Origin of the sequence: Arthrobacter sp. K5, from assembly GCF_040448525.1 — a bacterium.
Classification (GTDB): Bacteria; Actinomycetota; Actinomycetes; order Actinomycetales; family Micrococcaceae; genus Arthrobacter; species Arthrobacter globiformis.
In genome coordinates, this window is sequence record NZ_CP159279.1 from 4,582,234 (window position 1) to 4,607,453 (window position 25,220).

At 67.9% G+C, this 25,220-nt stretch carries 18 protein-coding genes and 1 tRNA gene; 11 read left to right on the forward strand and 8 right to left on the reverse strand.

Features of this window, described 5'->3' with window-relative positions; genetic code table 11:
- Positions 1–104 precede the first annotated feature (104 nt).
- Entirely contained in the window at positions 105–1,337 is a 1,233-nt protein-coding gene (locus ABRP34_RS20910) for an Ig-like domain-containing protein (protein ID WP_353711642.1), read from the forward strand.
- Between the two features lie 30 nt (positions 1,338–1,367).
- Here the strand turns inward: ABRP34_RS20910 and ABRP34_RS20915 are convergent, their stop codons facing one another.
- Positions 1,368–2,180 carry an RDD family protein gene (locus tag ABRP34_RS20915; RefSeq protein WP_353711643.1) on the reverse strand — a complete coding sequence of 271 codons (813 nt, stop codon included), beginning with the start codon at positions 2,178–2,180 and terminating at the stop codon, positions 1,368–1,370.
- Between the two features lie 70 nt (positions 2,181–2,250).
- Between ABRP34_RS20915 and ABRP34_RS20920 the strand changes: the two genes are divergently transcribed.
- Positions 2,251–3,243 (forward strand): stage II sporulation protein M, encoded by a 993-nt coding sequence (locus ABRP34_RS20920; RefSeq protein WP_353711644.1) that lies wholly within the window; start codon positions 2,251–2,253, stop codon positions 3,241–3,243.
- A 156-nt stretch (positions 3,244–3,399) separates the two neighbouring features.
- Entirely contained in the window at positions 3,400–4,608 is a 1,209-nt protein-coding gene (locus ABRP34_RS20925) for a TIGR01906 family membrane protein (protein ID WP_353711645.1), read from the forward strand.
- 24 nt (positions 4,609–4,632) lie between these two features.
- On the opposite strand, the gene ABRP34_RS20930 is transcribed toward ABRP34_RS20925, so the two are convergent.
- Together ABRP34_RS20930 and ABRP34_RS20935 are read right to left on the reverse strand one after the other, a co-directional pair.
- Complete coding sequence (locus ABRP34_RS20930; protein ID WP_353711646.1) at positions 4,633–6,462, reverse strand: AMP-dependent synthetase/ligase; 1,830 nt, start codon at positions 6,460–6,462, stop codon at positions 4,633–4,635.
- Between the two features lie 55 nt (positions 6,463–6,517).
- Entirely contained in the window at positions 6,518–8,224 is a 1,707-nt protein-coding gene (locus ABRP34_RS20935; RefSeq protein WP_353711647.1) for a phospholipid carrier-dependent glycosyltransferase, read from the reverse strand.
- 191 nt (positions 8,225–8,415) lie between these two features.
- Here ABRP34_RS20935 and rsmI point away from each other — a divergent pair, with 191 nt between their 5' ends.
- Together rsmI and ABRP34_RS20945 are read left to right on the forward strand one after the other, a co-directional pair.
- Positions 8,416–9,237, forward strand: a complete 822-nt coding sequence (gene rsmI, locus ABRP34_RS20940; protein WP_353713431.1) for a 16S rRNA (cytidine(1402)-2'-O)-methyltransferase — start codon at positions 8,416–8,418, stop codon at positions 9,235–9,237.
- A gap of 244 nt (positions 9,238–9,481) precedes the next feature.
- Positions 9,482–10,981, forward strand: coding sequence for an NAD-dependent succinate-semialdehyde dehydrogenase (locus ABRP34_RS20945; protein WP_353711648.1), 1,500 nt, complete (start codon positions 9,482–9,484; stop codon positions 10,979–10,981).
- Between the two features lie 94 nt (positions 10,982–11,075).
- Here ABRP34_RS20945 and ABRP34_RS20950 read toward each other — a convergent pair whose 3' ends face one another.
- The 4 genes from ABRP34_RS20950 to ABRP34_RS20965 form a co-directional block, all read right to left on the reverse strand.
- Positions 11,076–12,485 (reverse strand): MFS transporter, encoded by a 1,410-nt coding sequence (locus ABRP34_RS20950; protein WP_003801027.1) that lies wholly within the window; start codon positions 12,483–12,485, stop codon positions 11,076–11,078.
- 236 nt (positions 12,486–12,721) lie between these two features.
- On the reverse strand, positions 12,722–15,295 hold the full coding sequence (locus tag ABRP34_RS20955) for a transglutaminaseTgpA domain-containing protein (protein WP_353711649.1): 2,574 nt from the start codon (positions 15,293–15,295) through the stop codon (positions 12,722–12,724).
- Positions 15,292–16,716 carry a DUF58 domain-containing protein gene (locus ABRP34_RS20960; RefSeq protein WP_353711650.1) on the reverse strand — a complete coding sequence of 475 codons (1,425 nt, stop codon included), beginning with the start codon at positions 16,714–16,716 and terminating at the stop codon, positions 15,292–15,294. Before ABRP34_RS20960 ends, ABRP34_RS20955 begins: the two co-directional genes overlap by 4 nt.
- Before the next feature lie 14 nt (positions 16,717–16,730).
- The gene (locus ABRP34_RS20965; RefSeq protein ID WP_003801033.1) at positions 16,731–17,840 is read right to left on the reverse strand and encodes an AAA family ATPase; all 1,110 of its coding nucleotides are present in this window, start codon (positions 17,838–17,840) and stop codon (positions 16,731–16,733) included.
- Positions 17,841–18,028: 188 nt separating this feature from the next.
- Between ABRP34_RS20965 and ABRP34_RS20970 the strand changes: the two genes are divergently transcribed.
- The 5 genes from ABRP34_RS20970 (at position 18,029) to ABRP34_RS20990 (ending at position 24,157) form a co-directional block, all read left to right on the forward strand.
- Complete coding sequence (locus ABRP34_RS20970; protein ID WP_353711651.1) at positions 18,029–18,916, forward strand: TatD family hydrolase; 888 nt, start codon at positions 18,029–18,031, stop codon at positions 18,914–18,916.
- A gap of 292 nt (positions 18,917–19,208) precedes the next feature.
- Positions 19,209–20,369 carry a ubiquitin-like domain-containing protein gene (locus ABRP34_RS20975; RefSeq protein ID WP_353711652.1) on the forward strand — a complete coding sequence of 387 codons (1,161 nt, stop codon included), beginning with the start codon at positions 19,209–19,211 and terminating at the stop codon, positions 20,367–20,369.
- Positions 20,370–20,427: 58 nt separating this feature from the next.
- Complete coding sequence (gene rsmA / locus ABRP34_RS20980) at positions 20,428–21,315, forward strand: 16S rRNA (adenine(1518)-N(6)/adenine(1519)-N(6))-dimethyltransferase RsmA (protein WP_003801037.1); 888 nt, start codon at positions 20,428–20,430, stop codon at positions 21,313–21,315.
- Entirely contained in the window at positions 21,315–22,283 is a 969-nt protein-coding gene (locus tag ABRP34_RS20985; RefSeq protein WP_353711653.1) for a 4-(cytidine 5'-diphospho)-2-C-methyl-D-erythritol kinase, read from the forward strand. The genes rsmA and ABRP34_RS20985 overlap by 1 nt, the downstream gene beginning before the upstream one ends.
- Positions 22,284–22,318: 35 nt before the next feature.
- Positions 22,319–24,157, forward strand: a complete 1,839-nt coding sequence (locus ABRP34_RS20990) for an ABC-F family ATP-binding cassette domain-containing protein (protein WP_003801042.1) — start codon at positions 22,319–22,321, stop codon at positions 24,155–24,157.
- Positions 24,158–24,221: 64 nt separating this feature from the next.
- Here the strand turns inward: ABRP34_RS20990 and ABRP34_RS20995 are convergent, their stop codons facing one another.
- Positions 24,222–24,821: a TetR/AcrR family transcriptional regulator gene (locus ABRP34_RS20995; protein WP_043418442.1), complete on the reverse strand. Its 600-nt coding sequence runs from the start codon at positions 24,819–24,821 to the stop codon at positions 24,222–24,224.
- A gap of 246 nt (positions 24,822–25,067) precedes the next feature.
- Here ABRP34_RS20995 and ABRP34_RS21000 point away from each other — a divergent pair.
- Positions 25,068–25,139: transfer RNA gene (locus tag ABRP34_RS21000), tRNA-Gln, on the forward strand.
- The last annotated feature ends 81 nt before the right edge of the window (positions 25,140–25,220 follow it).

A 25,220-nucleotide genomic window follows, 5' to 3' on the forward strand; every position in this document is an offset into this window, starting at 1 on the left:
GCCGGGGTTAGCTCCGCCGTGCGATAAAATTGGCTGGTCAGCGCTACCGCTGGGCACACGACGGATGCCGATCGGCAACCCGGTGGGACACGGAGAAACCAGTCATGACGGAAAAGAACAACCGGAAAACCGGCAAAATCATCGCCGTCGTTGCCATTTGCGCTGCCGTTGCCGCCGGCGGCATCGGCGTCGCCACGGCGCCTGGCTGGGCCAATCCCGCACCGCAATCCGAGGCTTCCAGCCCCGTCCGCAACGAACCAGGCCTGGCCACCCCCGTGGTCAAGGCCGTCGAACTGGGCGTGACACCGCTCGACGGCGCCAAGGGCGTCAACCCCGCGGTGGCGCCCTCCGTCAAGGCGGTCAACGGCCGCGTCCAGGACGTCGTGCTGGTCCCGGCCGCCGGGGGAGAGTCCGTCAAGGGCACTGTGAGCGCCGACGGCAGCACGTGGACGGCCGTGGACCCGCTGCTCTTCAACACGCCGTACACCTACAGCTACACCATCGTGGACGAGGCGGGCCGGGAAACCAAAAAGGTCCAGACCTTCACCACCGTGGAGCCCGCCAATGAGGCGGACGCCGCCGTGTACCCGGAGAACGGCTCCACGGTTGGCGCAGGACAGCCCATCGACATCGTCTTCAGCGAACCCGTCATCAACAAGGCGGCGGTTGAAAAGGCCGTCAAGATCACTGTCTCCTCCAAGCAGCCCGTCGCCTGGCACTGGTACTCGGATCAGAAGGTGCGCATCCGCCCCGAGAAGTTCTGGGCGTCCAACACCCAGGTCACCGTGGACATGAAGCTGTTCGGGGTGGACTTCGGTCAGGGCATGATCGGCAACTTCAACGCCAAAGTGCAGTTCACGGTGGGCCAGCAGCGCCTGGCAGTGGTGGATGACAACACCAAAACCATGAAGGTTTACTTCGACGGCAAGCTGGTGAGGACCGCGCCCGTCACCCTGGGCGGCTCGGACTGGCTTTCCCCGTCCGGCTACGCCGTGATCATGGAGCAGGAACGGCATTCCAAGTTCAACGCTGGCAGCATCGGCCTGAAGCCCGGCGACAAGGGCTACTACCCGCCGCTGACCGTGGAGTACGCCAACAGGCTCACGTCCTCCGGCGTCTATGTCCACCAGGCACTCGAATCGGCATGGGGCTACGTGGGCGTATCCAACGTCTCCCACGGCTGTGTCGGGCTGCTGCCCGTGGACGCAGCCTGGTTCTTCAACAACATGAAGTCCGGCGACGTCGTCCAGGTCCTGAATACGGGCGCCGCCCCCGTCGAGCCGCTCGAGGGCTACGGCGACTGGAACATTCCCTGGGCCCAATACGCGAAGCGGTAAACCCCAGCACGCGAAGCGGTAGAGACAGTACTAGCTGTCCCGGGCCGCCGTGAACGGGAGCCGGTGCAGCCGTTCCGCGATCCGGTTGCTTTCCCTGCGTGCCGCGCCCAGCCTGCGGAGTTCGCGTGTGCGGCGTTCGGCCAGCACGGCAGCCAGGTAGTCGTGTGGAGTGGTTCCCGGTGGCGGTGACGGTGCCACATATCCGGACATCTCGGTGGCGAGGGCTGCGGCCATGCCGCTGCGCGACAGGGGCGACATCCGTGGCGCCTGGCGCATGAATTGCGCGGCACGCCGTCCCAGGGCGTCCGGAATCCGGCCGATGTCCGCGGCTTCCGCCCAGGCGGCGAGGTGCCTCGGAGCCACGGGGACGATTGCGGGTTCCACCGGGACCCGGCGCCGCAGCGAATAGGTACCGGCCACGATGTCCCCGAGCCGGCGGGACCTGCTGTCGAAGAGCGCGACGGTGATGGCAACGCCGCCGAAGGTCAGGTAGATCTCCAGGAAGCCGATCAGCGCCCTGATGACCGCATGGCGGAAACGGATGGCCCCGCCGTCGTCACGCACTATCCGCAGCCCGGCCGCCAGTTTGCCCAGCGAGAGGCCGCGGGTCAGGGTCTCCACCGTTGCCGGGACAATGACGAAGCACAACACCACGCTGACCAGGGTGAGCGCCCCGGCGGCCGCCTCGTCCAGTTCATCCCGGGCGGCGCCCATTGCCATCAGGATGGCGATCAGCAGCGCGGAATGCACCACGACGTCGAGAATAAGACCGAGGGAGCGGGCAGCGAAGGACGCCGGTCGGAGTTCAAGGACGACTGCCTCGCCTGTGATGAGTGGACTCAATTCCTGCCCCGTACGTCGTTCCGGCCACCGGTCGCCTAAAGTCTAGTTCTCCGCAGGCTAGGGTAGGAGCGTGGACATGGACGCCTTCGCCGCCGTCAACTCGGACACATGGTCGCGGCTGCATCACCTTGCGAACAAGCGGCGCCTGAGCGGCGCCGACGCCGATGAACTGCTGCGCCTGTACCAGGTGACCTCCGCCCACCTCTCCCTGCTGCGTTCCACCGGGCCGGAAAGCGGCCTGTCAGCGTCGCTGTCCGCCACGCTGGCGCAGGCGCGCACCCGCTTCACCGGCGTGCGGTCGAACTTCATGGAAGACCTGGCGCAGTTCTTCGTGCTGTCCCTTCCGGCCGCTCTGTACCGGATCCGCTGGCTGACGGTGGCCTGCGGCGCCGCGTTCTGCCTTGTCGGCTGCGCTTTCGCACTGTGGATTGGCACCTCACCCGAGGCCCTGCGTGCTGTCGCCTCGGAAGCGGAAGTCCAGCGGTATGTCGAGGAGGACTTCATTGACTACTACTCGGAGAACCCTGCGGCGTCGTTTGCCGGCGCCGTCTGGACCAACAACGCCTGGATCAGCGCCCAGGCCGTCGCCCTGGGCATCACCGGTTTCTGGGTGCCCATGATCCTGTTCGCCAACGCACAGGGTGTGGGGGTGGCCGCGGGGATGTTTGCCGCGGTTGGGAAGACTGACGTGTTTTTCAGCTACATCCTGCCGCACGGCCTGATGGAGCTGACGGCGGTGTTCGTGGCCTGCGCGGCCGGGCTGAGAATCTTTTGGGCGATGGTGTCGCCAGGCACCCGGACCCGCTCGCGCGCCGTTGCAGCAGAGGGCCGGTCCATGATCACGGTGGCGCTGGGCCTCGTTTTGGTGCTGTTTGTGTCGGGCCTCGTGGAGGGCTTTGTTACGCCCAGTACCTTGCCGGTGTGGGCAAAGATCAGTATCGGCGCGGCTGTGCTGGCGGCATACTGGTTATATGTGCTGGTCTGCGGGGGACGGGCCTACCGCGCCGGCGCCCGCGGCGACCTGGGCAGCCAGGACGCCGGCTACACCGAACTCGCGGCCTGATTCTTACCGCCAGCCGAATATTCGACGCAGGCGGCGGGGTGGCACATCGCGGTGCCGGAGCGGCTGACGGTAGGCTCTTGGGGAGATACAAAGCGCTGCCTGGCCCGGCCTTGCCGGTGGCCATGGAGCGTGGACGCCTACGGAAGTGAAGCTGCAGTGAAAGACAATACTCCGACACCGTCCGGACGCCTTGATCCGCGGCTGGATCCGGCGGCGAACCCCGCTCCGGCTCCCGCGGAGGACACCGACGAGCCGGCGTTTGAATGGATGAAGCCCGCGCCTGCAGCCCGCGCCGCCGAGGGGGAGGGCGCCACCGGTCCTGCACGTTCCGCGTCCGGCTCCGCAGATCCCGCTGTCGGACAGCCGGAAAGCCGTGCCGACCGCAAGGCTGCCGAGGCGGCCGCGGCCGAGAGTGCCGAAACTGACCGGAGCGCGGCGGCAGGCCAGCCGCCCCGGTCCGATGCTCCGTCCTCGGTCCGTTCCTCCTCCTCCATGGGCACCCACTACAGTGAGCCGCTCCCCACATCCGCCCTGCAGGTGCGCCCGCCGCAGGAGGAAGTGGAGCGCCGCAACGCCGAGCGCGAGCAGGCAGCCCGCGCCAAGCCGGTGCTGCCCCGGTTCCTCCAGGTCCTGCTGGCCATTTTCTATCCGGTGATCCTTTTGGTCCTTGCCGTGCGCGCCGTGACCAGCCCGCTCTTCCTGTGGGCCGAGTACCACCGGCCCGGTTTCCCCGGGGACGGCTACGGCTTCAACGCGGACGACCGCATGACCTACGGCTCCTACGCCGTGGACTACCTGAGCAACTGGTCCGGTCCGCGCTACCTGGGCGAACTGGTTAACCGCAGCGGCGAAAAGCTGTTTAAGGACGGCGAGGTCAGCCACATGGCCGATGTGAAGCTCGTCTTCCTGTCCGCGTTCGGGGCCGGGGCACTGATGATTCTGATCAGCATCATCGCGATCATCTACCTACGGCGGCGCACGCCCGGCGGAGTGCGCCGGGGGCTGTTCGCCGGCTCCATCGTGACGCTGGTGCTCATCATCGGCCTGGGCACGCTCGCTGCCCTCGGCTGGCAGCAGTTCTTTACCGAGTTCCACCGCATCTTCTTCGCCGCCGGCTCCTGGACGTTTGCGCTGGAGGATACGCTCATCCGGCTCTTCCCCGGGCAGTTCTGGATCGACGCCGGACTGGTCATCGCCGCGCTTGTCCTGATTACCGCTGTGGTGACGTTGATTCTGACCTGGCCCACCCGCAGGCGCCGCGGCCTGGCACCGGCACGGAAGGGCCGCAAGGGTGACGGCCCGGATGGCAACGACGTGAACGACGACGCTCCGGAGGCAGGCACCGTACGGCCCGTGAACCTGTAGCGGCTTCCGGGCAGATCAGTCTGCTCAGCCGTACAGCCGCTCGATTTCCGCTGCAAAGTCCTTGACGACGGCGGCCCTCTTGAGTTTGAGGGAGGGCGTCAGGTGCCCGGACTCCACGGTGAAGGCTGCGTCCAGGACCTGGAACTTGCGGATGGATTCGGCCTTGGACACGAGGCTGTTGGCCTGGTCCACCGCTTCCTGGATGGCACTGCGTACCGCGGGGTCCGTGCAGGCTTCCGCGGGGCTGAGCGGCGGAATGCCACGCCCGGTGCACCAGTGCCTGAGGCCTTCGGCGTCGAGGTTGACCAGGGCAGAAATGAACGGCTTCCCGTCACCCACCAGCACGGCGTGGCCCACCAGCCGGTGTTCGCGGATCTTTTCCTCAAGCGGCCCGGGTGCCACGTTTTTGCCGGCAGCCGTGACCAGCAGGTCCTTCTTACGGCCGGTGATGGTGAGGAACCCGTCGGCGTCCAGGGAGCCCAGGTCCCCGGTGCGGAAAAAGCCGTCGGTGAACGCCTCGGCGTTAGCCGCCTCGTTCGCGTGGTAGCCCTTGAACACACCGATGCCGCTGACCAGGACCTCCCCATCCTCGGCGATGCGGATGGTGGTGCCCGGCGCCGGGATACCCACCGTGCCCACCCGGGTGAGGCCGGCGGTGTTCGCCGTGCAGGGCGCGGTCGTCTCCGTCAGGCCGTAGCCTTCGAGCACGGCGATCCCGGCGCCCCTGAAGAAGTGCGCATCGCGCGCATTGAGCGGGCTCGCGCCGGAAACGGCGTACTTCATGTTGCCGCCGAACACCTGGCGCAGCCGGGGATACACAAGGCGGTCAAACACAGCGTGCTGGGCCCGCAGCATGGCGCCCGGGCCGCTGCCCTCGCCACGCGCGGCGGCATCAAGCGCCTGCGAATAGCGGACGGCCACCCCCGCGGCGGCACTGAACAGCCGCGACTTCCCGGCATCCTTCGCCTTCTGTTCCGCTCCGGCGCGGATCTTCTCGAAGATGCGGGGCACAGCGAGCAGGAAGGTCGGCTTGAAGGTTCCCAGGTCATCAAGCAGCTGTGCGTTTCCCGAAGTGTGGCCGAGAGTGACACCGGCGGTGAGGCACACCACCTGGACGGCCCTGGCCAGCACATGGGCCAACGGCAGGATCATCAGGGTCCTGGCGTTCTCCTGCTGCAGCAGTTCGGGCAGGAAGGCCACGATGTTCCGGGCCACGAGGGCGAAGTTTCCATGCGTGATCTCGCAGCCTTTTGGCCTGCCGGTGGTTCCGGAGGTATAGACGAGGGACGCAACATCCGACAACGCCGCTGCCGAGCGGTGCCGCTCCAGTTCGGCGTCTGACACCCCCGCCCCCGCGCCGGCGAGGCTGGCAAGGTTGGGGGCGTCGCCGTCGTAATCCATCCGGACCACCGGCACCAGGCGGCCGGCCAGGACGCTGGAGGCGGACAGGACCTGCTCCAGCAGCGCCGCCTTCTGCCGGTCCTCAACGAAGACCCGCCCGGCGCCCGAGTCAGACAGGATCCACTCCACCTGGCTCGCCGAGGAGGTTTCGTAGATGGGCACGGTCACGCCGCCGGCAAACCAGACGGCGAAATCCACCAGTGTCCACTCGTAGCGGGTGGCAGAAAGGACCGCAACGGTGTCCCCGGGGGCCAGACCACCGGCAATGAGGCCTTTGGCCAGTGCCGTGACCTGGTCCAGGAAGTGCCCGGCGGTGACGTTCTGCCAGCCGCTGGCGTCCCGGCGGGCGTAGACGGCGTGCGAAGGATTGTGCCGGTAGCAGTCCAGGAGCAGGTCGGTGACGTTGCTGCTGTCCTCCAGGGCAACCATCAGTTCCGTGCTTGCTTCCCTCACAGGCGGGTCTCCATTTCGTTGCTGATCACGTCGGGTCTCCACCTGCAATCGTGCCTCAGATCCAGGAGGGCATCCACATCCTGAGCCGCCAGTCCTGGTAGGTGATCATTTCGGCGGTCCAGACCGGGTAGAAGAAGGACGAGATCAGGACCGCGGCCACCACGAACAGGGCCACCCCGTACAGCCCGGAACGCCGCCGCCACGGCGGGTCGCTGGTTTTCCCCAGGACCAGGCCCAGGCAGTAGACGAGCGCCAGGACCAGGAAGGGCTCGAAGGACACCGCGTAGAAGAAGAACATGGTGCGTTCCGGGTACATGAACCACGGCAGGTAGCCGGAGCCGACGGCGGCCAGTATGGCCCCGGCGCGCCAGTCGCGCCTGCCCGCCCACCAGAACAAAAGGATCACCAGCGAGATGGCGGCGCTCCACCAGATCAGCGGGTTTCCGACGGACAGGATGGCCGTGGTGCAGTTGGCGAAATCGCAGCCGGGGGTGCCCTGTTTGGGGGACTCGTAGAAGAACGAGGTGGGCCTGCCCATCACCAGCCAGCTCCAGGCGCTCGCCTCGTACGGGTGTTCCGAGCTGAGGCCCTGGTGGAACTTGTAGGCCTCAAGGTGGTAGTGCGCCAGGGACCGGACAGAGTCCGGCAGCCAGCCCCATTCCGCGCTGGGGTTCGTCTCCGCCCACCGCCGGTAGTAGGCATCGGTCGACCGGAACCATCCCGTCCAGCTGACGGCGTACGTCACGGCGGCCACGGGCACGGTGCTGAGGAAGGCCAGGAGCCCGTCCTTGATGATTCCGGCGCTGACCCAGCCGCGGATGCCGGCGATCCGGCGGGCGCTGAGGTCCCAGAACACCGTCAGGAGCCCGAAGCCGGCCAGGAAAAACAGCGCCGACCACTTGGTGCCGACGGCCAGGCCCAGGCAGACGCCCGCCGCAACCCGCCACCAGCGGACCCCCAGCCACGGGCCGGACAGGAGCAGGAGCGCTGATGGCCTGCCGGTGGGGGAGGCAGCCGCCGCCCTGCCGAGCCTGGCGGCCAGCCGCCGCCGGCCGTCGTCGCGGTCCAGCAGCAGCGCGCCGAATGCCGCCAGGACCCAGAACATGAGGAAGATGTCCAGCAGCGATGTTCGGGACATGACGAGGTGGTGGCCGTCGACGGCGAGCAGCAGCCCGGCTGCTGCCCCCAGGATCAGGGAGCCGAAGAGTTTCTGGGCTATCAGCGCAACGAGGGCGACCGACAGGGTCCCGGTCAGTGCCGCGGCGAACCGCCAGCCGAAGGGATTGTCAGCGCCGAACAGCCACATACCGGCCGCGATCATCCACTTGCCCACGGGCGGGTGCACCACGTATTCGGGGGTGTTCAGCAGCACGTTGGGGTTGCCGGCCACGAATGCGTCGTTGGCCTTGTCAGGCCAGCTCCGCTCGTAGCCACTCACCAGCAGCGAGTAGCCGTCCTTGACGTAGTACGTCTCGTCGAACACGAGGTTGCGGGGGACATCCAGCCGGACGAACCTCAGGATCCCGCCCACAACGGCGGTCAGCGCGGGAACCAGCCAGAACCAGAGCCGCAGCGACGGCGGGTAGTCCCGCCAGGTGCGGATGCCGCCGATCAGGCGCCGCGTGAGGGCGGCTGCCGTGAAGGCCTCCGAGGGGCGGCTGATCCAGCGCTGCACGTGCGGGCCGCGGCCTTCCGTGGCGGGTGCGGAAGCCGGGGTACTTGCTGGTTCGGCCCCGTCAGGCCGCACGGAGGTCTGTGTCACGAGCCCATGCTACCGTTTGCGGCCGCTTGGAACCTGGGAGAGGCGAGCAGGCCAGGCGGCAGTAGGCTGGATCCGTGGACCATGATGCGAGCACCGCCCCTGACAGCAGTTCCGACCCTTCCAGCAGTGCAGAACCGGCAGACACCGCCGGCGGAAGGGAGCAGGACCTCCGCAGCGGCGGTCCGGGACGGATCGTCCTGGCGGCAACACCCATCGGCAATGTGGGCGACGCTTCAGCAAGGCTGGTGGAGCTGCTGGCCACGGCGGATATTGTGGCTGCCGAGGACACCCGCCGCCTGCACCGCCTGGTACAGAGCCTGGACGTCGCCGTGAGCGGGCGGATCATCAGCTACCACGAGCACAACGAGGCCACCAAGACCGCGGAGCTCCTGCAGCAGGTCCGCGCCGGGAAAACCCTTGTCATGGTCACCGACGCCGGCATGCCCGCTGTCTCCGACCCCGGCTTCCGGCTCGTCGAAGGCGCGGTCGCCGCCGGCCTTACGGTCACGGCCGTCCCCGGCCCGTCGGCTGTCCTCACCGCCCTGGCCCTGTCCGGCCTGCCCACCGACAGGTTCTGTTTCGAAGGCTTCCTCCCGCGGAAGGCCGGCGAACGCGCCGCCCGTCTGGCGGATCTCGACGCCGAACGCCGCACCATGGTCTTCTTTGAGGCCCCGCACCGGCTTGAGGCCATGCTGCGGGCACTGCACGAGCGCTTCGGCCCGGACCGGCGCGCGGCGGTCTGCCGCGAACTCACCAAGACCTACGAGGAAGTCCTCCGCGGCTCGCTCCGCGAGATGCTGCAATGGGCGGAGACCAGCGAGGTGCGCGGCGAGATCGCCGTCGTGGTGGCCGGCGCCCCGGAGCGTGCCCCTGGCTCGCCGGAGGATGGCGTCGCCGCCGTCAACGAACTCGTGGCCAAGGGCGTCCGGCTCAAGGAAGCCGTGGCGGCCGTCGCCGAGGAAACCCGCGTCAGCAAGCGGGAGCTGTACTCCGCCGTGCTCGCGGCGCGGTGACCTCCCCGATCCGGTGACCCCGCCGCAACGGTGCGCTTCCAGCCGCCGGCGGCACTGCCGAGGCGGCTGTGCAGCTGCACAACGAATGGCGCCACCGGCAGTGCGCCGATGCGTAGACACTGCGGAGATCCCGGCAGTACCGTGGCTTTAATCCAGCCAAGCTAGCAGCGGGCGGCAGGCGGCGGCACGCCGTATGCGGGAGCTGCACATAACCGGCAATCCGATTGCTGACGAGGGAGTCACCGTGTCTGTTACTACACAGTCCACTGCTACCGCAGAACGCGAAAGCGAATTGCTCGCGTCTGTTCCCACCGGCCTGCTCATCAACGGCGAGTGGCGTCCCGCGGCGTCGGGCAAGACGTTCGACGTCGAGGATCCCGCTACCGGGAAGACACTGCTGAGCATCGCCGACGCCGGCGCTGAGGACGGCGCTGCTGCCCTGGACGCGGCCGCCGCCGCCCAGGAGTCCTGGGCCAAGGTGCCGCCGCGGGAGCGCGGCGAGATCCTGCGCCGCGCCTTTGAACTGGTCACCGAGCGCGCCGAGGACTTCGCGCTGCTGATGACCCTGGAAATGGGCAAGCCGCTGGCCGAGGCACGCGGCGAGGTCACCTATGGCGCCGAGTTCCTGCGGTGGTTCTCCGAGGAAGCCGTCCGTGCTTTCGGCCGCTACTCTGTCTCCCCGGATGGCAAGTCCCGCCTCTTGGTGACCAAGAAGCCCGTGGGCCCGTGCCTGCTGATCACGCCGTGGAACTTCCCGCTGGCCATGGCCACCCGCAAGATCGCCCCCGCCGTCGCGGCCGGCTGCACGATGGTGCTGAAGTCCGCCAACCTGACCCCGCTGACCTCGCAGCTGTTCGCTGCCGTCATGCAGGAAGCCGGACTGCCCGCCGGCGTCCTGAACGTCATCCCCACGTCCACGGCCGGCGCCACCACTGGCCCGCTGATCAAGGACTCCCGTCTCCGGAAGCTCTCCTTCACCGGGTCCACCGAGGTGGGCCGCCGCCTGCTGTCCGACGCCTCCGAAACCGTCCTGCGGACCTCGATGGAACTGGGCGGCAACGCCCCGTTCGTGGTGTTTGAGGATGCCGACGTCGATGCCGCCGTCGCCGGGGCCATGCTGGCCAAGCTGCGGAACATGGGCGAGGCCTGCACCGCCGCGAACCGCTTCATTGTGCACGAGTCCGTGGCCGACGAATTTGCGGAGAAGTTCGCCGCGAAGATGAAGGAGATGACCACCGCCCGCGGCACGGAGCCCGAATCCAAGGTCGGCCCGCTGATCGACGCCAAGAGCCGGGACAAGGTGCACGAACTGGTCACCGACGCCGTCTCCGCCGGTGCCACCGCCGTGGTGGGTGGCGCCCCGGTGGAAGGCCCCGGGTACTTCTACCAGCCGACGATCCTCAAGGGCGTCAGCGAAGGCACCCGGATCCTGTCCGAGGAGATCTTCGGCCCTGTCGCCCCGATCACCACCTTCTCCTCCGAGGACGACGCTGTACGCCTGGCCAACAACACCGAATACGGGCTGGTGGCCTACGTCTTCACGAAGGACCTCAACCGCGGCATCCGGATGGGCGAGCGGCTCGAGACCGGCATGCTCGGCCTGAACGCCGGTGTTGTGTCCAACGCTGCAGCACCCTTCGGCGGCGTCAAGCAGTCCGGCCTGGGCCGTGAAGGCGGCCTCGAGGGCATCGAGGAATACCTCTACACGCAGTACATCGGCATCGCCGACCCCTACGCCGGCTAATAAACCAGGCGCCGGACAGTATGGCAAAACGCACTGGCCCGCAGGAATCCTGCGGGCCAGTGCGTTTTTTGCGTGGCGGTTGCTGTCCCGGCGTTTAGCGGGCCGCAGCACGGACGCGCGCATACTCCTCGCGGGAAACCGGCGTGGCGTCCGGCGATCCCAGCTGGTGGAGCGGAATCCGGTGCGTCTCCTTGGCGGACCAGGCCGCTATCGCCCCGACCACCGTGATGCCGAAGCAGATGGAGCCGACGGTGAGCGGAACGTTTGCCGACCCCGGGGGAGCGACCACCGCGAAGAGGCTCGGCAGGAAGGACGTGATCAGGAGCCCGATGTTCTGGGAGATGGCGAACCCGGTGACCCGCGTGCGGGAGGGGAAGAGCTCCTGGAAGAAGCTGGCGAAGGTGGCGTTCCAGACCTGGTACAGCGTGCCCCACATGAGGATCGCGAGGACGATGGTCAGCGGCACGTTGTTCTGGCTGACCGCGTACAGGTACCCGTAGGCCAGCACGCCGGAGCCCAGTGAACCGACGATCATCAGCGGCCGCCGGCCGAACCGGTCCGAGAGGTCGCCGAACCAGGGGATGAGGGCCAGCGCAATGACGTTGGCCAGCACCGGGATCCAGAGATAGACGGTGGTGCTCATGCCGATGCCGTACCCGGGCTGCGTGGCGTAGGCCGCGCCGAAAACCGCAACGGTGACGCCCACAACGTTGACCAGCGTCATGCAGACCGCCCGCACCACGTTCAGCCCGCTTTCGCGCAGCACCTGGACCACCGGCATCTTGGGAACGTCCTTGAGCGCTTTCTCCTCCACAAAGACGGGCGTCTCCTCAACCCGGCGGCGGATCATGTAGCCGGCGAACACCACCAGGGCGCTGAGGAGGAACGGGATGCGCCAGCCCCAGGCGTGGAAGTCCTCCGCGGACAGCACGGCCGAGAGCGGAAGGAAGACGGCGGCGGCGATGATCTGCCCGGCCTGGGTGCCCTGGAGGGCGAAGCTGGCATAGAAGCCGCGCCGCCCGAACGGGGCGTGCTCCACAATCATGGCGCTGGCCCCGCTCAGCTCCCCGGCCACGGCGAATCCCTGGACGAGGCGAAGGACCAGCAGCAGGGCCGGGGCCAGGATGCCAACCTGGTCGTAGGTGGGCAGCAGGGCCACCGCGAAGGTTGAGACGCCCATCAGCAGCATGGCCAGGACCAGGACGTTCTTGCGGCCGTGCTTGTCACCCCACTGGCCAAGGACGAATGCCCCGATCGGGCGGGCGACGTATCCCACTGCGTACGTGCCGAGCGAGGCGATCAGCGCTACGGTCGGGTTTCCTGCCGGGAAGAAAACGGTGGGAAAGACCAGGGCCGCGGCCTGGGCGTAGATGAACCAGTCGTAGTACTCGAGGGCGCTGCCCACCCAGCCGCTGGCGGCAGCCTTCCGGGTGCTGCTCGTCCGGTGCGTGCCGGACTGTTGCGGTTCAGCCGAAGTCCGCAGGTTGTGTGTGTCGCTCTTCATGTCGTCCTCCTTTGGACAATCGTCTGCCCCGCCGGATTCGCCCCGTTGCTGGGTCTCAGATCAGGTGGGAAGGATGCGCGCCCCGCGCCGCCAAGGCTGCTGCGGTCCGCGGACAGCTTCTCTGCTTTTCGCAAGCTTTGGACGTCTGTGGAATGCGCTTTCCCGTTTCTCAAAGATAAGGTGGCGGCGGTCACATGTCAAACGTCGGGAATGCCGCTGGCGGGGTGTGCGGGCGGCTAGCCTTCCCGCAGGCGCCGAAGGCCGCTGCGGGTCCTGCGCCACAGTACCGAGGCGCCGTGTCCCGTCCGGAGCGCGGCCCGTCGCAAAACGCGGAAAGGCCATCCGGCGACGGATCCCCAGCGGACGAGGACCGACCTCGGCAGCCAGTCGGCCCGGAGCCGGCCGATTATGCCGGCATTTCGGCGGAGCGCCCGCCGCACCTGACCGATGTGCTCGACGGCGGTTTCCTCCGGCAGGCCGCGGCGTGTGCCGTCCGGGGCCGCGGGCCGGCCGTACTGATGCCGCTCGTAGGCATCCGTCAGGACGGTCACGGCCCGGTCGGTCTCGGCATCGGGCCGGTGTCCGCTTCCGGTGTCGGGTCCGATTGCGGTGTCTGGCGGGTTTGCGGAGTCTGGTCCGGCGGGGGTTGATTCGGCCCGCAGCCGCATGGCCGGGGAACCGCGCAGCCGGGCCGAGAATGTCCGCGGGGTCTCGCTCGGCTCAGGACGGACGCCGTAGTCCGTGGCCAGGTCCTGGAGCTCCGACCAGACGAGCGGCGGCTCGGCCAGCCGGTTCCTGCCGGTGCCCGTTCCCCTGAGGCGCCTTGCCCGGATGCCTCCGCGCACCAGGCGGGGTGAGGCGGCCAGGAGGACCAGCAGCAGAACCCCGGCGGCAGTGTAGAGTGCGGGCGCCAGTTGGTTCCCGGCGTCGGCGGTTCCGCCCCCCGGCAGGGGCAGCGGTGCCGGCGCCGTCGACGACGGTGCCGTGGCGCCGTTGCTCGGCACCAGACCGTCATTGTTCTGGTCGTTGGTGCTGGCGCCGCCTGACGTTGAGGAGTCCTGCGCGTACGGCGGGACCACGCCGCGCGAGGGGGTAGGTTCAAACGGAACCCAGCCGAGGCCCTGGAAATACAGCTCGGGCCAGGCATGGGCATCACGGGCGTCAACTTCGAACTCCGGAAGCGCCCCCTGGCCGGCAACGGACACCGTGGCGCCGGTCTGCCTGCCCGGTGCGTAGCCGACGGCGATCCTGCTCGGGATGCCTTCGAGCCGCGCCATGACCGCCATGGCGGAGGCGAAGTGGATGCAGTAGCCGCTCTTCTGGGTCAGGAAATCCGCCAGGACGGACAGCCCGTTTCCGTCATACCCGCCCTGGACGGGGGATTCCAGGGAATAGGTGAAGTCCGGGCCGCGCAGGAACCTCTGGATCGCCATCGCTTTGGCATAGGCTGTACGGCTGTTTGCTGTGACGGATTCAGCGGTTGTCCGGACGATGTCCGGAACGTTCGACGGCGGCCGGATGAACTCCTCCGGGACACCCTGGACGGGGGCGGAGGACGCGTCCAGCAGTTCGGTCGTCAGTTTCGGCACCGAGGACTGAACCAGATACTGCTGGTCCCGGGAGTTGGTATCGGTGCCCTTGATGCTCAACGTCGCAGGATCCCAACTCCACCGCCCGGTCAGCCCGTTGACGGATTCGGGGGCGTACGGAACAGGGAGGTAGGGGCTGGTGAAGTCACCGGTGTTCACCACCGTCACCTGCCGGGTCTGTTCGGGTGCCAGGATCTCGTGGCCTGCGTCCATCCGTCCGGTGCCTGCCCGGCGGCTGGCATTGCGGTCGTCCGGGGACCAGGACTCGCCGTCGAACCGGTCCACGGTGACCGAGCGCAGGTAGAGGGGCGTGGTGGCGTTAGTGGCGTAGGTGATCCTGCCCTCGCCCGTCGGGGTGCGCAGGCTGTTGCCGAGGCTGATCATGGGATTCAGTCCTGTGGCTGTACCCCAGGGGTTCAGCCGGGAGCCCTGGGGGAATGTGCCCTGGTCGAAGCCTGGAACCACAAGCTGCAGCAGGAGCGTGACCACCAGGGTCACGGCTCCGGTCAGGGCAGCCCGCCTGATCTGGCCCGGGTTGCGGGCAGTGTCCGCCTCCGTCCGTGCGTCGGGCGCAAACCACTGGCTGCAGGCGAGGATCACCAGATAGCCGGCCGCCGTCACCACGAACCCCAGCCAGCCCACGCTTTGGGGCTTGATCATGGCCGGAACAACCAGCACCGCCAACAGGCCGAGTCCGCTCGTTGCGGGCATGCCCAAGGGGAGGGCCAGCGCATCCACGAGGATGACCACGAGTCCCAGTGCGGCGCACGTCACCAGGACGATGCCGGCGTTGGGGGCTACCGGTGAGCTCTCGGCCAGCACTGTTTCACTGGCCCGGCGAAGGTGCCGGCCCAGTGCGTCGAGGGTGGCCTGCGAGGGGAGGAAACCCGCAAAGCTGTCACGCCGGAAGAAGGTGAACGTCAGGATGAACGCCAGGGACACCAGGCCCCCCGCGGCCACCAGCACGGGCGCGGCACGGAAGGTGCGGAGCAGGGCCATGGCCAGTGAGACCACCACCACCGTGGTCAGGACCGGCAGGAACCACGCCCAGCCGCGAAGGACCCCGTTGAGGGACAGTGACGCGCCGCAGACGGACAGTGCCACTGCGCCGGACATGACCCAGGGAAAGGCGCCGGCCCCAAACCTTCCGCTGCCGGGGGACGCCGGAGCGGGCTGCGGCTGGGCATCAGCGCCCGGCTGCCGTTGTGATGTCAGTGTCATCGCCCTACCTCCGCCCCGCGGCGCACGTCCGCCGCAGCCGTCCACATCGCGGCCTCGCCCTCGTCGAAGTACATCCAGGCTGCCGGCAGCGAGGTGGAGGCCTCGACGGCGACAGCGCGCCAGCCGCCCACCCGCAGGGCCTCGAGCACGTCGTGGCAGTCCGCGGGTTTGTCCGTGATCACCACGGCAAAGGCGTTGGCGGCGTAGCCGGCTGCGGGGGCGAGGGCCCGCGCCTCCGCGAGTGAAATCTTCCCGAGGAGCGCCAGGACCGGGCCCCGCATCCGGTGGGCCGCGAGTTTGTCCATCAGCCGGTCGTCAAAGACGGACTGGGCAGCGTCGGCATTTCCTGCGTGTTCGCGGCGGCCGGTGTCATGGTCCCTGCGCGCGTGATGCGGCCCCGTCAGCTGGATCGCGGCGAGGCTTTCGGCGATCGACTGGAGGCCGGCCGCGCCGCTGTACTCCTCGCTGTCAGGCTCAGGGGCCGAGGTCGAACGGTGGAAGGCGGGCTCCCCCGCCGCGTCCAGGAACCGCAGCGAGTAGTTGAGCTCGGCGAGGTGGGCGCCCACGGACATGGCCGCCGTCACCGCCCACTCAAAGGTGTCGCTGGTGACGAGGTCGCTGCCGTCCTCACCCGGGCTGCCGAACACCGAGCCGTAGCCCGAGGAATGGGCCACGAACCGGTGGTCCAGGATGACCGTGGCCTCGGGTGTCGTGACAGATTCCTCCTGCCGGACCATGAGGGCGCCGTGCCGGGCAGTGGCCGGCCAGTGCACCCGCCGCATCGGGTCACCGTGGCGGTACTCGCGGGTCATGACGTCGTCGTCGCTGGGGTTAGCCCTGGTCCGGGTGGCCGTGATGCCGTCGTTGCCGCGCGCGCCGGCAAGGCCGGTGGGCGGGAGTTCGACGGCGGCCGGCGTCACGGTGAGGGTGTCGCCGTCGTCGATCGAATGCCGGTGCAGCGACAGCCCGAACGGATCCGTGAACTCGGCGCTGACGGGGCCGATGGTGAACTGTCCGCGCTTTCCCGACCGCAGGTGGTACTCATATCGGCTGGTGCCGCCCGAGGCCGACCGGGCGGGAAAGCGGAACGCCGGGGATTCACCGAACCGTGGCGGCAGCCGCTCCTCCATGATGACCCTGCCAGTGCCCAGCCCGGTCCGGGCGACGGCGAGCCGGACCGTGGTGACGGAGTCTGTCTCGACGGTGGAGGGGCTGAACTCCCGGTACACCCGGAACCGCGGCTTGACCACCCTGATGCCGGCCAGTGAAACGAGGGGGAGGACAACCAGCAGGACGCCGAGGGCAAGAAGGTCGCGGCGGCCCATGACCTGGGCGCAAAGCAGCGAGACGGCGCCGGCTGCCAGGAGTCCCCAGCCCCGGGAGCTGAAGAGATGTCGGGGGAGGCTGTCCAGCAGTGCCACGGCGATGGTCCTGACTAGTGGGTATGACGGAGTTCGGGTGAGGTCCGCCCGGCGTTGGCCGTGTCCGTCATTTCCTGGCTGACCGGGATCCGGGCAAGGACGCTCCGGATGACGCCCTGCGGGGTCTCGCCGGTGCTGGCGGCCTTGCGGTCCAGGATGATCCGGTGCGCCAGCACCGCCTCGGCAACGGCAACGACGTCGTCCGGCAGTACGAAATCACGGCCGTCCAGCGCCGCCGTCGCCTTCGCGGCCCGGAGCAGCTGCAGCAGCGACCGCGGGCTTGCCCCAAGGCGCAGCATGGCGCTGTCACGGGTGGCCCGGCCGACGGCCACGGTGTACTCCTTCACGGCTTCGGAGACGAACACCTGCTGGACGGTGGCGATCATGGCGGCGACATCCGCTGCAGTGACGACCGCCTTGATCCGGGCCAGGGGGGACGTGGCCTGGTGGGTCTCGAGCATTTCGATCTCGGAGTCCTTATCCGGGTACCCCATGGAGATCCGGGCCATGAAGCGGTCCCGCTGGGCTTCCGGGAGCGGATAGGTCCCTTCCATCTCGATGGGGTTCTGGGTGGCCACCACCATGAACGGTTCGCCGAGCTTGTAGGAGTGACCGTCCACCGTGACCTGGTGCTCCTCCATGCATTCGAGCAGGGCGGACTGCGTCTTGGCGGAGGCCCGGTTGATCTCGTCGCCGATCACGATGTTCGCGAACACGGCGCCCGGACGGAATTCGAACTGGCGCGAGGACTGGTTGTAGATGGAGACGCCGGTGACATCCGAGGGGAGGAGGTCGGGTGTGAACTGGATCCGGCTGACGGAACAGTCGATGGTGCGTGCCAGGGTTTTCGCCAGCAGCGTCTTGCCCACCCCGGGGACATCCTCCAGGAGCAGGTGGCCCTGGGCCAGCAGGACCGTCAGCGCCAGCTTCGCGGCCTCGGCCTTGCCGTCGATGACGGTGTTGATGGCGCTGAGGATGCGTTCGCTGGCGGCCCGGAAAGCCGGGGCTTCCAAGGGGACGGTTTTGTGTCCGTTGAGCGGGTTGACGTTGCGCGCAGCACTTCCAGTGAAGCCCTGTCCGCCGGGAAGTGCTTCGTCGATCGTGATGCGTCGGTGCGGTTCCATCGGCAACCTTTCAGCCCAGAGTGAAGCAAAACGAAGCGGCGGAGGTCTGCCGTTGCCCTCGTTGGGCGCTCACATCCGTCCGTAACCAGCGTACTAACACAACTGCCGTGGCTAACAGAGAGTTCCCCGTAAATCTCCGGGTAATGCCGAGCGTCAGGCGGAGCCGGGGCGGCCGCTAGGCTGGAGGAATGCGGCATTCCCTGACTCCCCGGCCTTACCGGGCTCCCGGCACCGACGGCTCCGGCAGGCGCGGTTTCCCGCCGGCGCCCGAACCGTTGCCCGTCCCCGTGATGGACAACCACACGCACCTGGACTTCCCGACTGACGATGTCCGGGTGGACATCGCCGCTGCCCTCGATGCAGCCGAAGCCGTGGGTGTCTGCGGCGCCGTGCAGGTGGGCTGCGACCTGGAATCCTCGAGGTTTACCGTGCGCGCCGTCGATCTGGATCCGCGCCTTTTGGGGGCCGTGGCCCTCCATCCGAATGATGCGCCGGACTACGCTGCCCGCGGTGAGCTTGAGGACGCCCTGGCTGAGATCGAGGAGCTCGCTGCCCACCCCCGCGTGCGCGCCATCGGCGAAACCGGCCTGGACTTCTTCCGCACGGAAGGGGAGGGGCTGGCCCACCAGCGTTACTCGTTCCGCCGGCACATCGACATCGCGAAGCGGCTGGACCGGACCCTGCAGATCCACGACCGCGACGCCCACGATGACGTGGTCCAGGTCCTGCGCGAGGAAGGCACCCCGGAACGGGTAGTTTTCCACTGCTTTTCAGGGGACGCGGAGCTCGCGCGGATCTGCAACGGTGAGGGATGGTTCATGTCCTTCGCCGGGACACTGACGTTCAAGAACGCCACCAATCTCAGGGAGGCGCTCGCCGTCGCCGATCCGGAGCTGGTGCTGGTGGAAACCGACTCGCCGTTCCTTACTCCGCATCCGCACCGCGGCCGCCCCAACGCCAGCTACATGGTGCCGTACACCGTGCGGGCGATGGCGGAATTGACAGAAACGGACCTGTCCGGGCTTTGTGCCCAGGTCAGCGCAAATACCGTGCGGGCGTACGGATCCTGGGACTGAACCGCCGCGTGCAATAAACCAAAAATACATACCTGGTAGGCAAATATTTTGGCCGGTTTATAACGCTTCGGTTACAGTGAAAAACTATTAGCCGGGGTCGGGGAAGGCCTCCGGATGATGTAACTCACTTTCGTACAGGCAGGGCGCCTCCGGATGCCCTGCCATGTGAGTGTGGCGACGCACATGCCTGCGGCCTGCTCCGGCCTGTCCGGAGCCACCATGTCGGTGACCGCTGGGGGTACCCCTGTGCGTTTTTCCCCGTGCCCGGATGGCTCAAAAGTTACGGGCGATCGTGGTCAACTTCTTCACGTCAGACGGCAAGTTCAGTTTCATCAAGGTCGGCACCCAGCTGGTGGTGCTCTCGGCCCTCGTGCTGGGGCTTGTTGCCTTTGTGGGCAACAACAAGACGGTCACCCTGAACGTCGACGGAAAAGCAAGCTCCGTCCAGACCTTTGGCGGCACCGTCGAGCAGGTGGTGAAGAGCGCGAATATCGAGCTCCACCCGGCCGACCGCGTCTCTCCCGCACTGGACGCCAGTGTTGAGAACGGCTCCGTCATCAACGTGAACATGGCCAAGGCCGTGAAAGTCAGCCTGGACGGTGCAGAGAAGACCGTGAGTACCACGGCGCAGGACGTGGCCGGGCTCGTGACCCAGCTCGGCGTGGCCAGCTCTTCGGAGCTCTCCGTGCCGAAGGACGCGCAACTGGCCGTGGACGGTTCGTTCGTGGCCATCTCGACGCCGAAGACCGTCAGTATCATCGCCGACGGCAAGGCCAAAAAGACCACCACCACAGCCGCCAACGTCGGCGAGGTCCTCAAGGACGCCGGAATCCGGCTCGCCGCCGCCGACCGGACATCCCAGCCGGCACTCGCCCCGGTGGTCAACAACATGGTGATCAAGGTGTCCCGCGTTACCGGCAAGACCGCCACCGTCACCGAAGCGATCCAGTTCCAGTCGCTGAGCACGGACAGCGCCACCCTTCCCAAGGGGGAGGAGAAGGTTACCCAGGAAGGCGTTCCCGGCCAGACGACCCTTACCTACAAGCTGGTGCTGGTCGACGGCCGCGAGGCCTCCCGGACGCTCGTCTCCAAGACCACCACCCGCGAGCCTGTGACCGAGAAGATCACGGTCGGCACCAAGGAAGAGCCCAAGCCGGCAGCCGCCGAGGCTGATAGCGGAAACACCGGTGCCGCAGCCCCGGCCATGATGAACGTGGCCATGTGGGACAAGATCGCCCAGTGCGAATCCGGCGGCAACTGGTCCATCAACAGCGGCAACGGCTACTACGGCGGCCTGCAGTTCGACGTCCAGACCTGGATCGGCGCCGGCGGCGGCGCCTACGCCCCGAACGCCAGCCAGGCGACCAAGGCGCAGCAGATCGACATTGCCAACCGTGTCTACGCGGAGCGCGGCCTTCAGCCGTGGGGCTGCGGCTGGGCGGCCAGCAGCTAGCCACCGGCAACCACCCGACGGCACCTTCCACTACTGAACGCCGGGATAGGATACCTAGGTGACTGACCCGACCCCCTCCGCCTCCGGCACTGCGCCAGCTCCACTGTTCGGTGCCTCCGATATCCGCAGGCTGGCCGGAGAGATCGGCGTCCGCCCCACCAAAACACTGGGCCAGAACTTCGTCATCGACGGCAACACCATCCGCAGGATCGTGGCCGCCGCCGGCATCGGCCCGGACGAAACGGTCCTCGAAATCGGGCCCGGGCTGGGGTCGCTGACGCTGGGGCTCCTCGACGCCGCCAAGGCGGTGGTCGCCGTCGAAATTGACCCCGTTCTGGCGGCGAAGCTGCCGGAGACCATCGGGCAATGGCGGCCCGACGCCGCCGGCGACTTCCACCTGGTCCTCGCCGACGCCATGAAGGTGACGGAGCTGCCGGCCGAGCCCGCGGCGCTCGTCGCCAACCTGCCCTACAACGTCGCGGTGCCTGTGGTGCTCCACCTGCTGCAGCACTTCCCGTCGATCAGGCACGGCCTGGTCATGGTCCAGGATGAAGTGGCCGACCGGCTGGCCGCTGAACCGGGCTCCAAGATTTATGGCGTGCCCTCGGTCAAGGCCGCGTGGTACAGCAGCATGCGCAAGGCCGGCGTCATCGGCATGAACGTGTTCTGGCCTGCGCCCAAGATCCAGTCCGGGCTCGTGGCCTTCACCCGGCGGGAGCCCCCGGCCACCACCGCCAGCCGCGAGGAAGTCTTCGCCGTCATTGATGCTGCGTTCGCGCAGCGCCGCAAGACACTCCGTGCAGCCCTGGCCGGATGGGCCGGCAGCGCCGCCGAAGCGGAACGCTGCCTGGTCGCGGCGGGGGTCGACCCCACCGCGCGGGGCGAAGTGATCGATATCGCCGCGTTCGCGAGGATCGCCGAAGCCCGCGCGGCCGCGGACGCCTGATGGCGGTCCATGGCCTGCGGGGGCGCTTTGCGGCAAGGACCGTCCGGGTAAAGGCCCCGGGCAAAGTCAACGTCTCGCTGGATGTCGGACCCCTGCGCCCGGATGGCTACCACTCCGTGGCCAGCGTGTACCTGGCCGTGTCGCTGTACGAGGAAGTCGCGGCCACCAGCACAGCTTCCGGCGGCATCACCGTCAGCATCAGTCCGGACAGCACGCTGGACCTCGACGGAGTGGACATCCCGCTGGACGAGCGGAACCTGGCCTACAAGGCAGCCGCCATCATGGCCGATGTGTCCGAACACGCCACCGGCGTGCACCTTGAAATCACCAAGCGGGTCCCCGTGGCGGGCGGCATGGGCGGCGGCTCCGCGGATGCCGCCGCCACGCTCCTGGCGTGCGACGCGTTATGGAACAGCGGCCTGTCCCGGGATGAACTCGCCCAGCTCGCCGCCGAGCTCGGGGCGGACGTTCCCTTCGCACTGCTGGGCGGCACGGCCGTGGGGCTGGGCGTGGGGGATGACCTGTCGCCTGCGCTGGCAAAGGCCCAAATGGACTGGGTGCTGGTCACGGCCGAGTTCGGACTGTCCACCCCGGAAGTTTTCCGCACCCTGGACCGGCTCCGCCACGCCGAAGGCCTGGACGTCGAGGAGCCCACGGCGGTGGACCCGAAGATCCTGCAGGCCCTGCGCGGCGGTGACGCCGACGCCCTGAGCAGGGTGCTGGTCAATGACCTCCAGCGGGCCTCCATCGAACTCGCCCCCGGGCTCCGGGACACCCTTGGCCTGGGCGAATCCTGCGGAGCCATCGCCGGGATCGTTTCCGGCTCCGGGCCCACCGTGGCCCTGTTGGCCCACAATCCCGAAGCGGCAGAGAGCCTCGCCGGCGAGCTGGAACGCAAAGGCCTCAATGCCCTCGCGGTCCACGGCCCGGTGCCCGGCGCCCGCATCATCTCCGATACGCTCCTTTAATACTTTCCAACCTTCACAGCAGAAAGCAGTTCCCCGTGGCACACCTGCTCGGCGGCGAGAACCTCAAGGTCTCGTACGCAACCCGAACCGTTCTGGACGGCATCACCCTTGGGCTCGAAGAGGGCGACCGGATCGGGATGGTGGGCAGGAACGGCGATGGCAAGTCCACGCTGATGCGGCTGCTGGCGCTGCGGTCCACGCCGGACTCGGGTCGGGTCACCAAGCGCGGAGACGTCAACGTTGGCTACCTGGACCAGAGCGACGTCCTTGACGCCGACCTGACGGTGGGTGCCGCGATCGTCGGCGACAAGGCCGACCATGAGTGGGCGGCGAACCCCCGGATCCGCGAAATCATGGGCGGGCTGGTGTCCGACGTCGACTGGCACGCCAACGTGCACGCCCTGTCCGGCGGACAGAAGCGGCGCGTCGCGCTGGCCAAGCTCCTCATCGAGGACCATGACGTCATCATGCTCGACGAGCCCACCAACCACCTCGACGTCGAGGGTGTGGCCTGGCTGTCGCGGCACCTGAAGACCCGGTGGCGGCCCAACCAGGGGGCCTTCCTGGTGGTCACCCACGACCGCTGGTTCCTGGACGAAGTCTGCAACAAGACCTGGGAAGTCCACGACGGGATCGTTGACCCGTTCGACGGCGGTTACGCCGCCTACGTGCTGGCCCGCGCCGAGCGTGACCGCACGGCCGCCGTCGTCGAAAGCAAGCGCCAGCAGCTGGTGAAGAAGGAACTTGCCTGGCTGCGGCGCGGAGCCCCCGCACGGACGTCCAAGCCCAAGTTCCGGATCGAAGCGGCCAACGCCCTGATCGCCGACGTTCCGGAGCCGCGGGACTCCACGGCCCTGAGCAAGATGGCCACCGCGCGCCTGGGCAAGGATGTGCTGGACCTGGAGAACGTGTCGCTCGACTTCGAAAGCGGCGACCCTGAGCAGGACGCCGGCCGGAAGCTCTTCAACAACATCACGCTGCGGCTCGCGCCGGGGGAGCGGCTGGGCCTCGTCGGCGTCAACGGCGCCGGCAAGACCACCCTCCTTAAACTGCTCAACGGCGAAATCCAGCCGTCGGCCGGAAAGGTCAAGAAGGGCAAGACGGTAGTCACCGCTGTGCTCACCCAGGAGGTCAAGGAGCTCGACGATGTCGCCGACCTGCGTGTCATCGAGGTCATCGAACGCGAAAAGCGGTCCTTCAATGTGGGCGGCAGGGAGTTCACGGCCGGCCAGCTGGTGGAGCAGCTCGGTTTCACCAACCAGAAGCAGTGGACACCGGTCCGGGACCTGTCCGGCGGTGAGCGGCGGCGCCTGCAGCTCCTGCGGCTGCTGGTGGGCGAGCCCAACGTGCTGATGCTGGACGAACCCACCAACGACCTCGACACTGACACGCTCGCAGCCGTCGAGGACGTCCTGGACGGCTGGCCGGGCACGCTCGTGGTGGTCAGCCACGACCGCTACCTGCTCGAACGCGTCACGGACCACCAGATGGCACTGCTGGGCGACGGCAAGATCCGCGGCCTGCCCGGCGGCGTGGACCAGTACCTCGAACTCCGCGAGAACGCCCTCGCCGGCTCCACCGTCACCGGCGGCGGAAACCCCGTCACCGGCCCGTCAGCCGGCGGCGCAGCAGCCCCCGCCGGTCCCTCAGAAGCCGAGAAGCGCGAGGCCCGCAAGTCCCTCAACCGCGTGGAGCGCCAGCTCAACAAGCTCGCCCAGCAGGAAGAGAAGATCCACGTCCAAATGGCCGCCAGCACCAACGACGGCGACTTCGACCGCCTCGGCGACCTCAACAAGCAGCTGAAGGACCTGACCGACGAAAAGGACGCCCTCGAACTCGAATGGCTGGAGGCGTCGGAAGTCCTCGGCGAGTAAGTGGTTCCGGGCTGGGTGCCGGTGCCCGCTTCCGCCCGTTCCCGGGAGCACCGGGAGCCGGAAGTCACGGCTCGCTGCGGAGTTCCGGCTCCTTTTTAAGGCCGGTCAGGCCGTTCCAGGCGAGGTTCACCAGATGGGCGGCCACAGCCCGTTTGTCGGGCTGGCGGGCGTCCTGCCACCATTGGCCCGTCATCGCCACCATGCCGACGAGCATCTGGGCGTACATGGCGCCGTCGGCCGCACTGAACCCGCGGCGGGCAAATTCGTCGGACAGGATGTGTTCAACACGGGCTGTCACGTGGGAGAGCAGGGTGGAAAAGGCGCCTTCAGGCTGGGACGGGGGAGCGTCCCGCATGAGGATGCGGAAGCCGTCGGTGCGTTCCTCGATATAGGTGAGCAGGGCCAGGGCGGCGCGCTCCACGAGGACGCGCGGCTTGGCTTCGTCGGCCAAGGCGTTGTTGATGTCGGCGAGCAGGATTCGGAACTCGTACTCGACCACCTGGGTGTACAGGCCCTCCTTCGAGCCGAAGTGCTCGTAGATCACAGGCTTCGAAACGCCGGCGGAGGCAGCGATCTCCTCGATGGTGGTGCCGTCCAGCCCCCGCATCGCGAACAGGGCCCGCCCTACTTCAATGAGCTGGGACCGGCGCTGGGGTCCGGTCATCCGCGACCGGGGGATGCGCCCCGCCGCTGCTTCGGGCCGTACCGGCAGGTTCCCCGGACCGTCAGTTGTCCCTGTGCTCTTGCTCACCGTCCAATCATGCCTTATGTCAAGCGGCGGGCAGGGGCGCCAGCCCGCCCCGGCGTGCTGCCCCGTCCGGTGCCGGCGCACCGGACGCGCCGAGGTCGCACGAGCATCAACGTTCGTGGCAGAATTGGTTCTCGTGCCCAGGCTTAGTGCCGGGCATGGTCCGCTCTGGTGTAATGGCAGCACCCCGGCCTTTGGAGCCGTGGAGTATAGGTTCGAATCCTATGGGCGGAACAGCTGCATCAGAGGTGTCCAGTAGGATGAACCCTGTTGCCGGTTCCGGGCACAGGTTCGGACACCGCCGCGCAGGCAGCC

Coding starts and splice junctions, on each gene's coding strand:
- ABRP34_RS20965 (WP_003801033.1), bottom strand. CDS start 17,840: ATGGAACCGCACCGACGCATCACGATCGACGAAGCACTTCCCGGCGGA.
- ABRP34_RS20910 (WP_353711642.1), top strand. CDS start 105: ATGACGGAAAAGAACAACCGGAAAACCGGCAAAATCATCGCCGTCGTT.
- ABRP34_RS20970 (WP_353711651.1), top strand. CDS start 18,029: ATGCGGCATTCCCTGACTCCCCGGCCTTACCGGGCTCCCGGCACCGAC.
- ABRP34_RS20985 (WP_353711653.1), top strand. CDS start 21,315: ATGGCGGTCCATGGCCTGCGGGGGCGCTTTGCGGCAAGGACCGTCCGG.
- ABRP34_RS20995 (WP_043418442.1), bottom strand. CDS start 24,821: ATGACCGGACCCCAGCGCCGGTCCCAGCTCATTGAAGTAGGGCGGGCC.
- ABRP34_RS20955 (WP_353711649.1), bottom strand. CDS start 15,295: ATGACACTGACATCACAACGGCAGCCGGGCGCTGATGCCCAGCCGCAG.
- ABRP34_RS20950 (WP_003801027.1), bottom strand. CDS start 12,485: ATGAAGAGCGACACACACAACCTGCGGACTTCGGCTGAACCGCAACAG.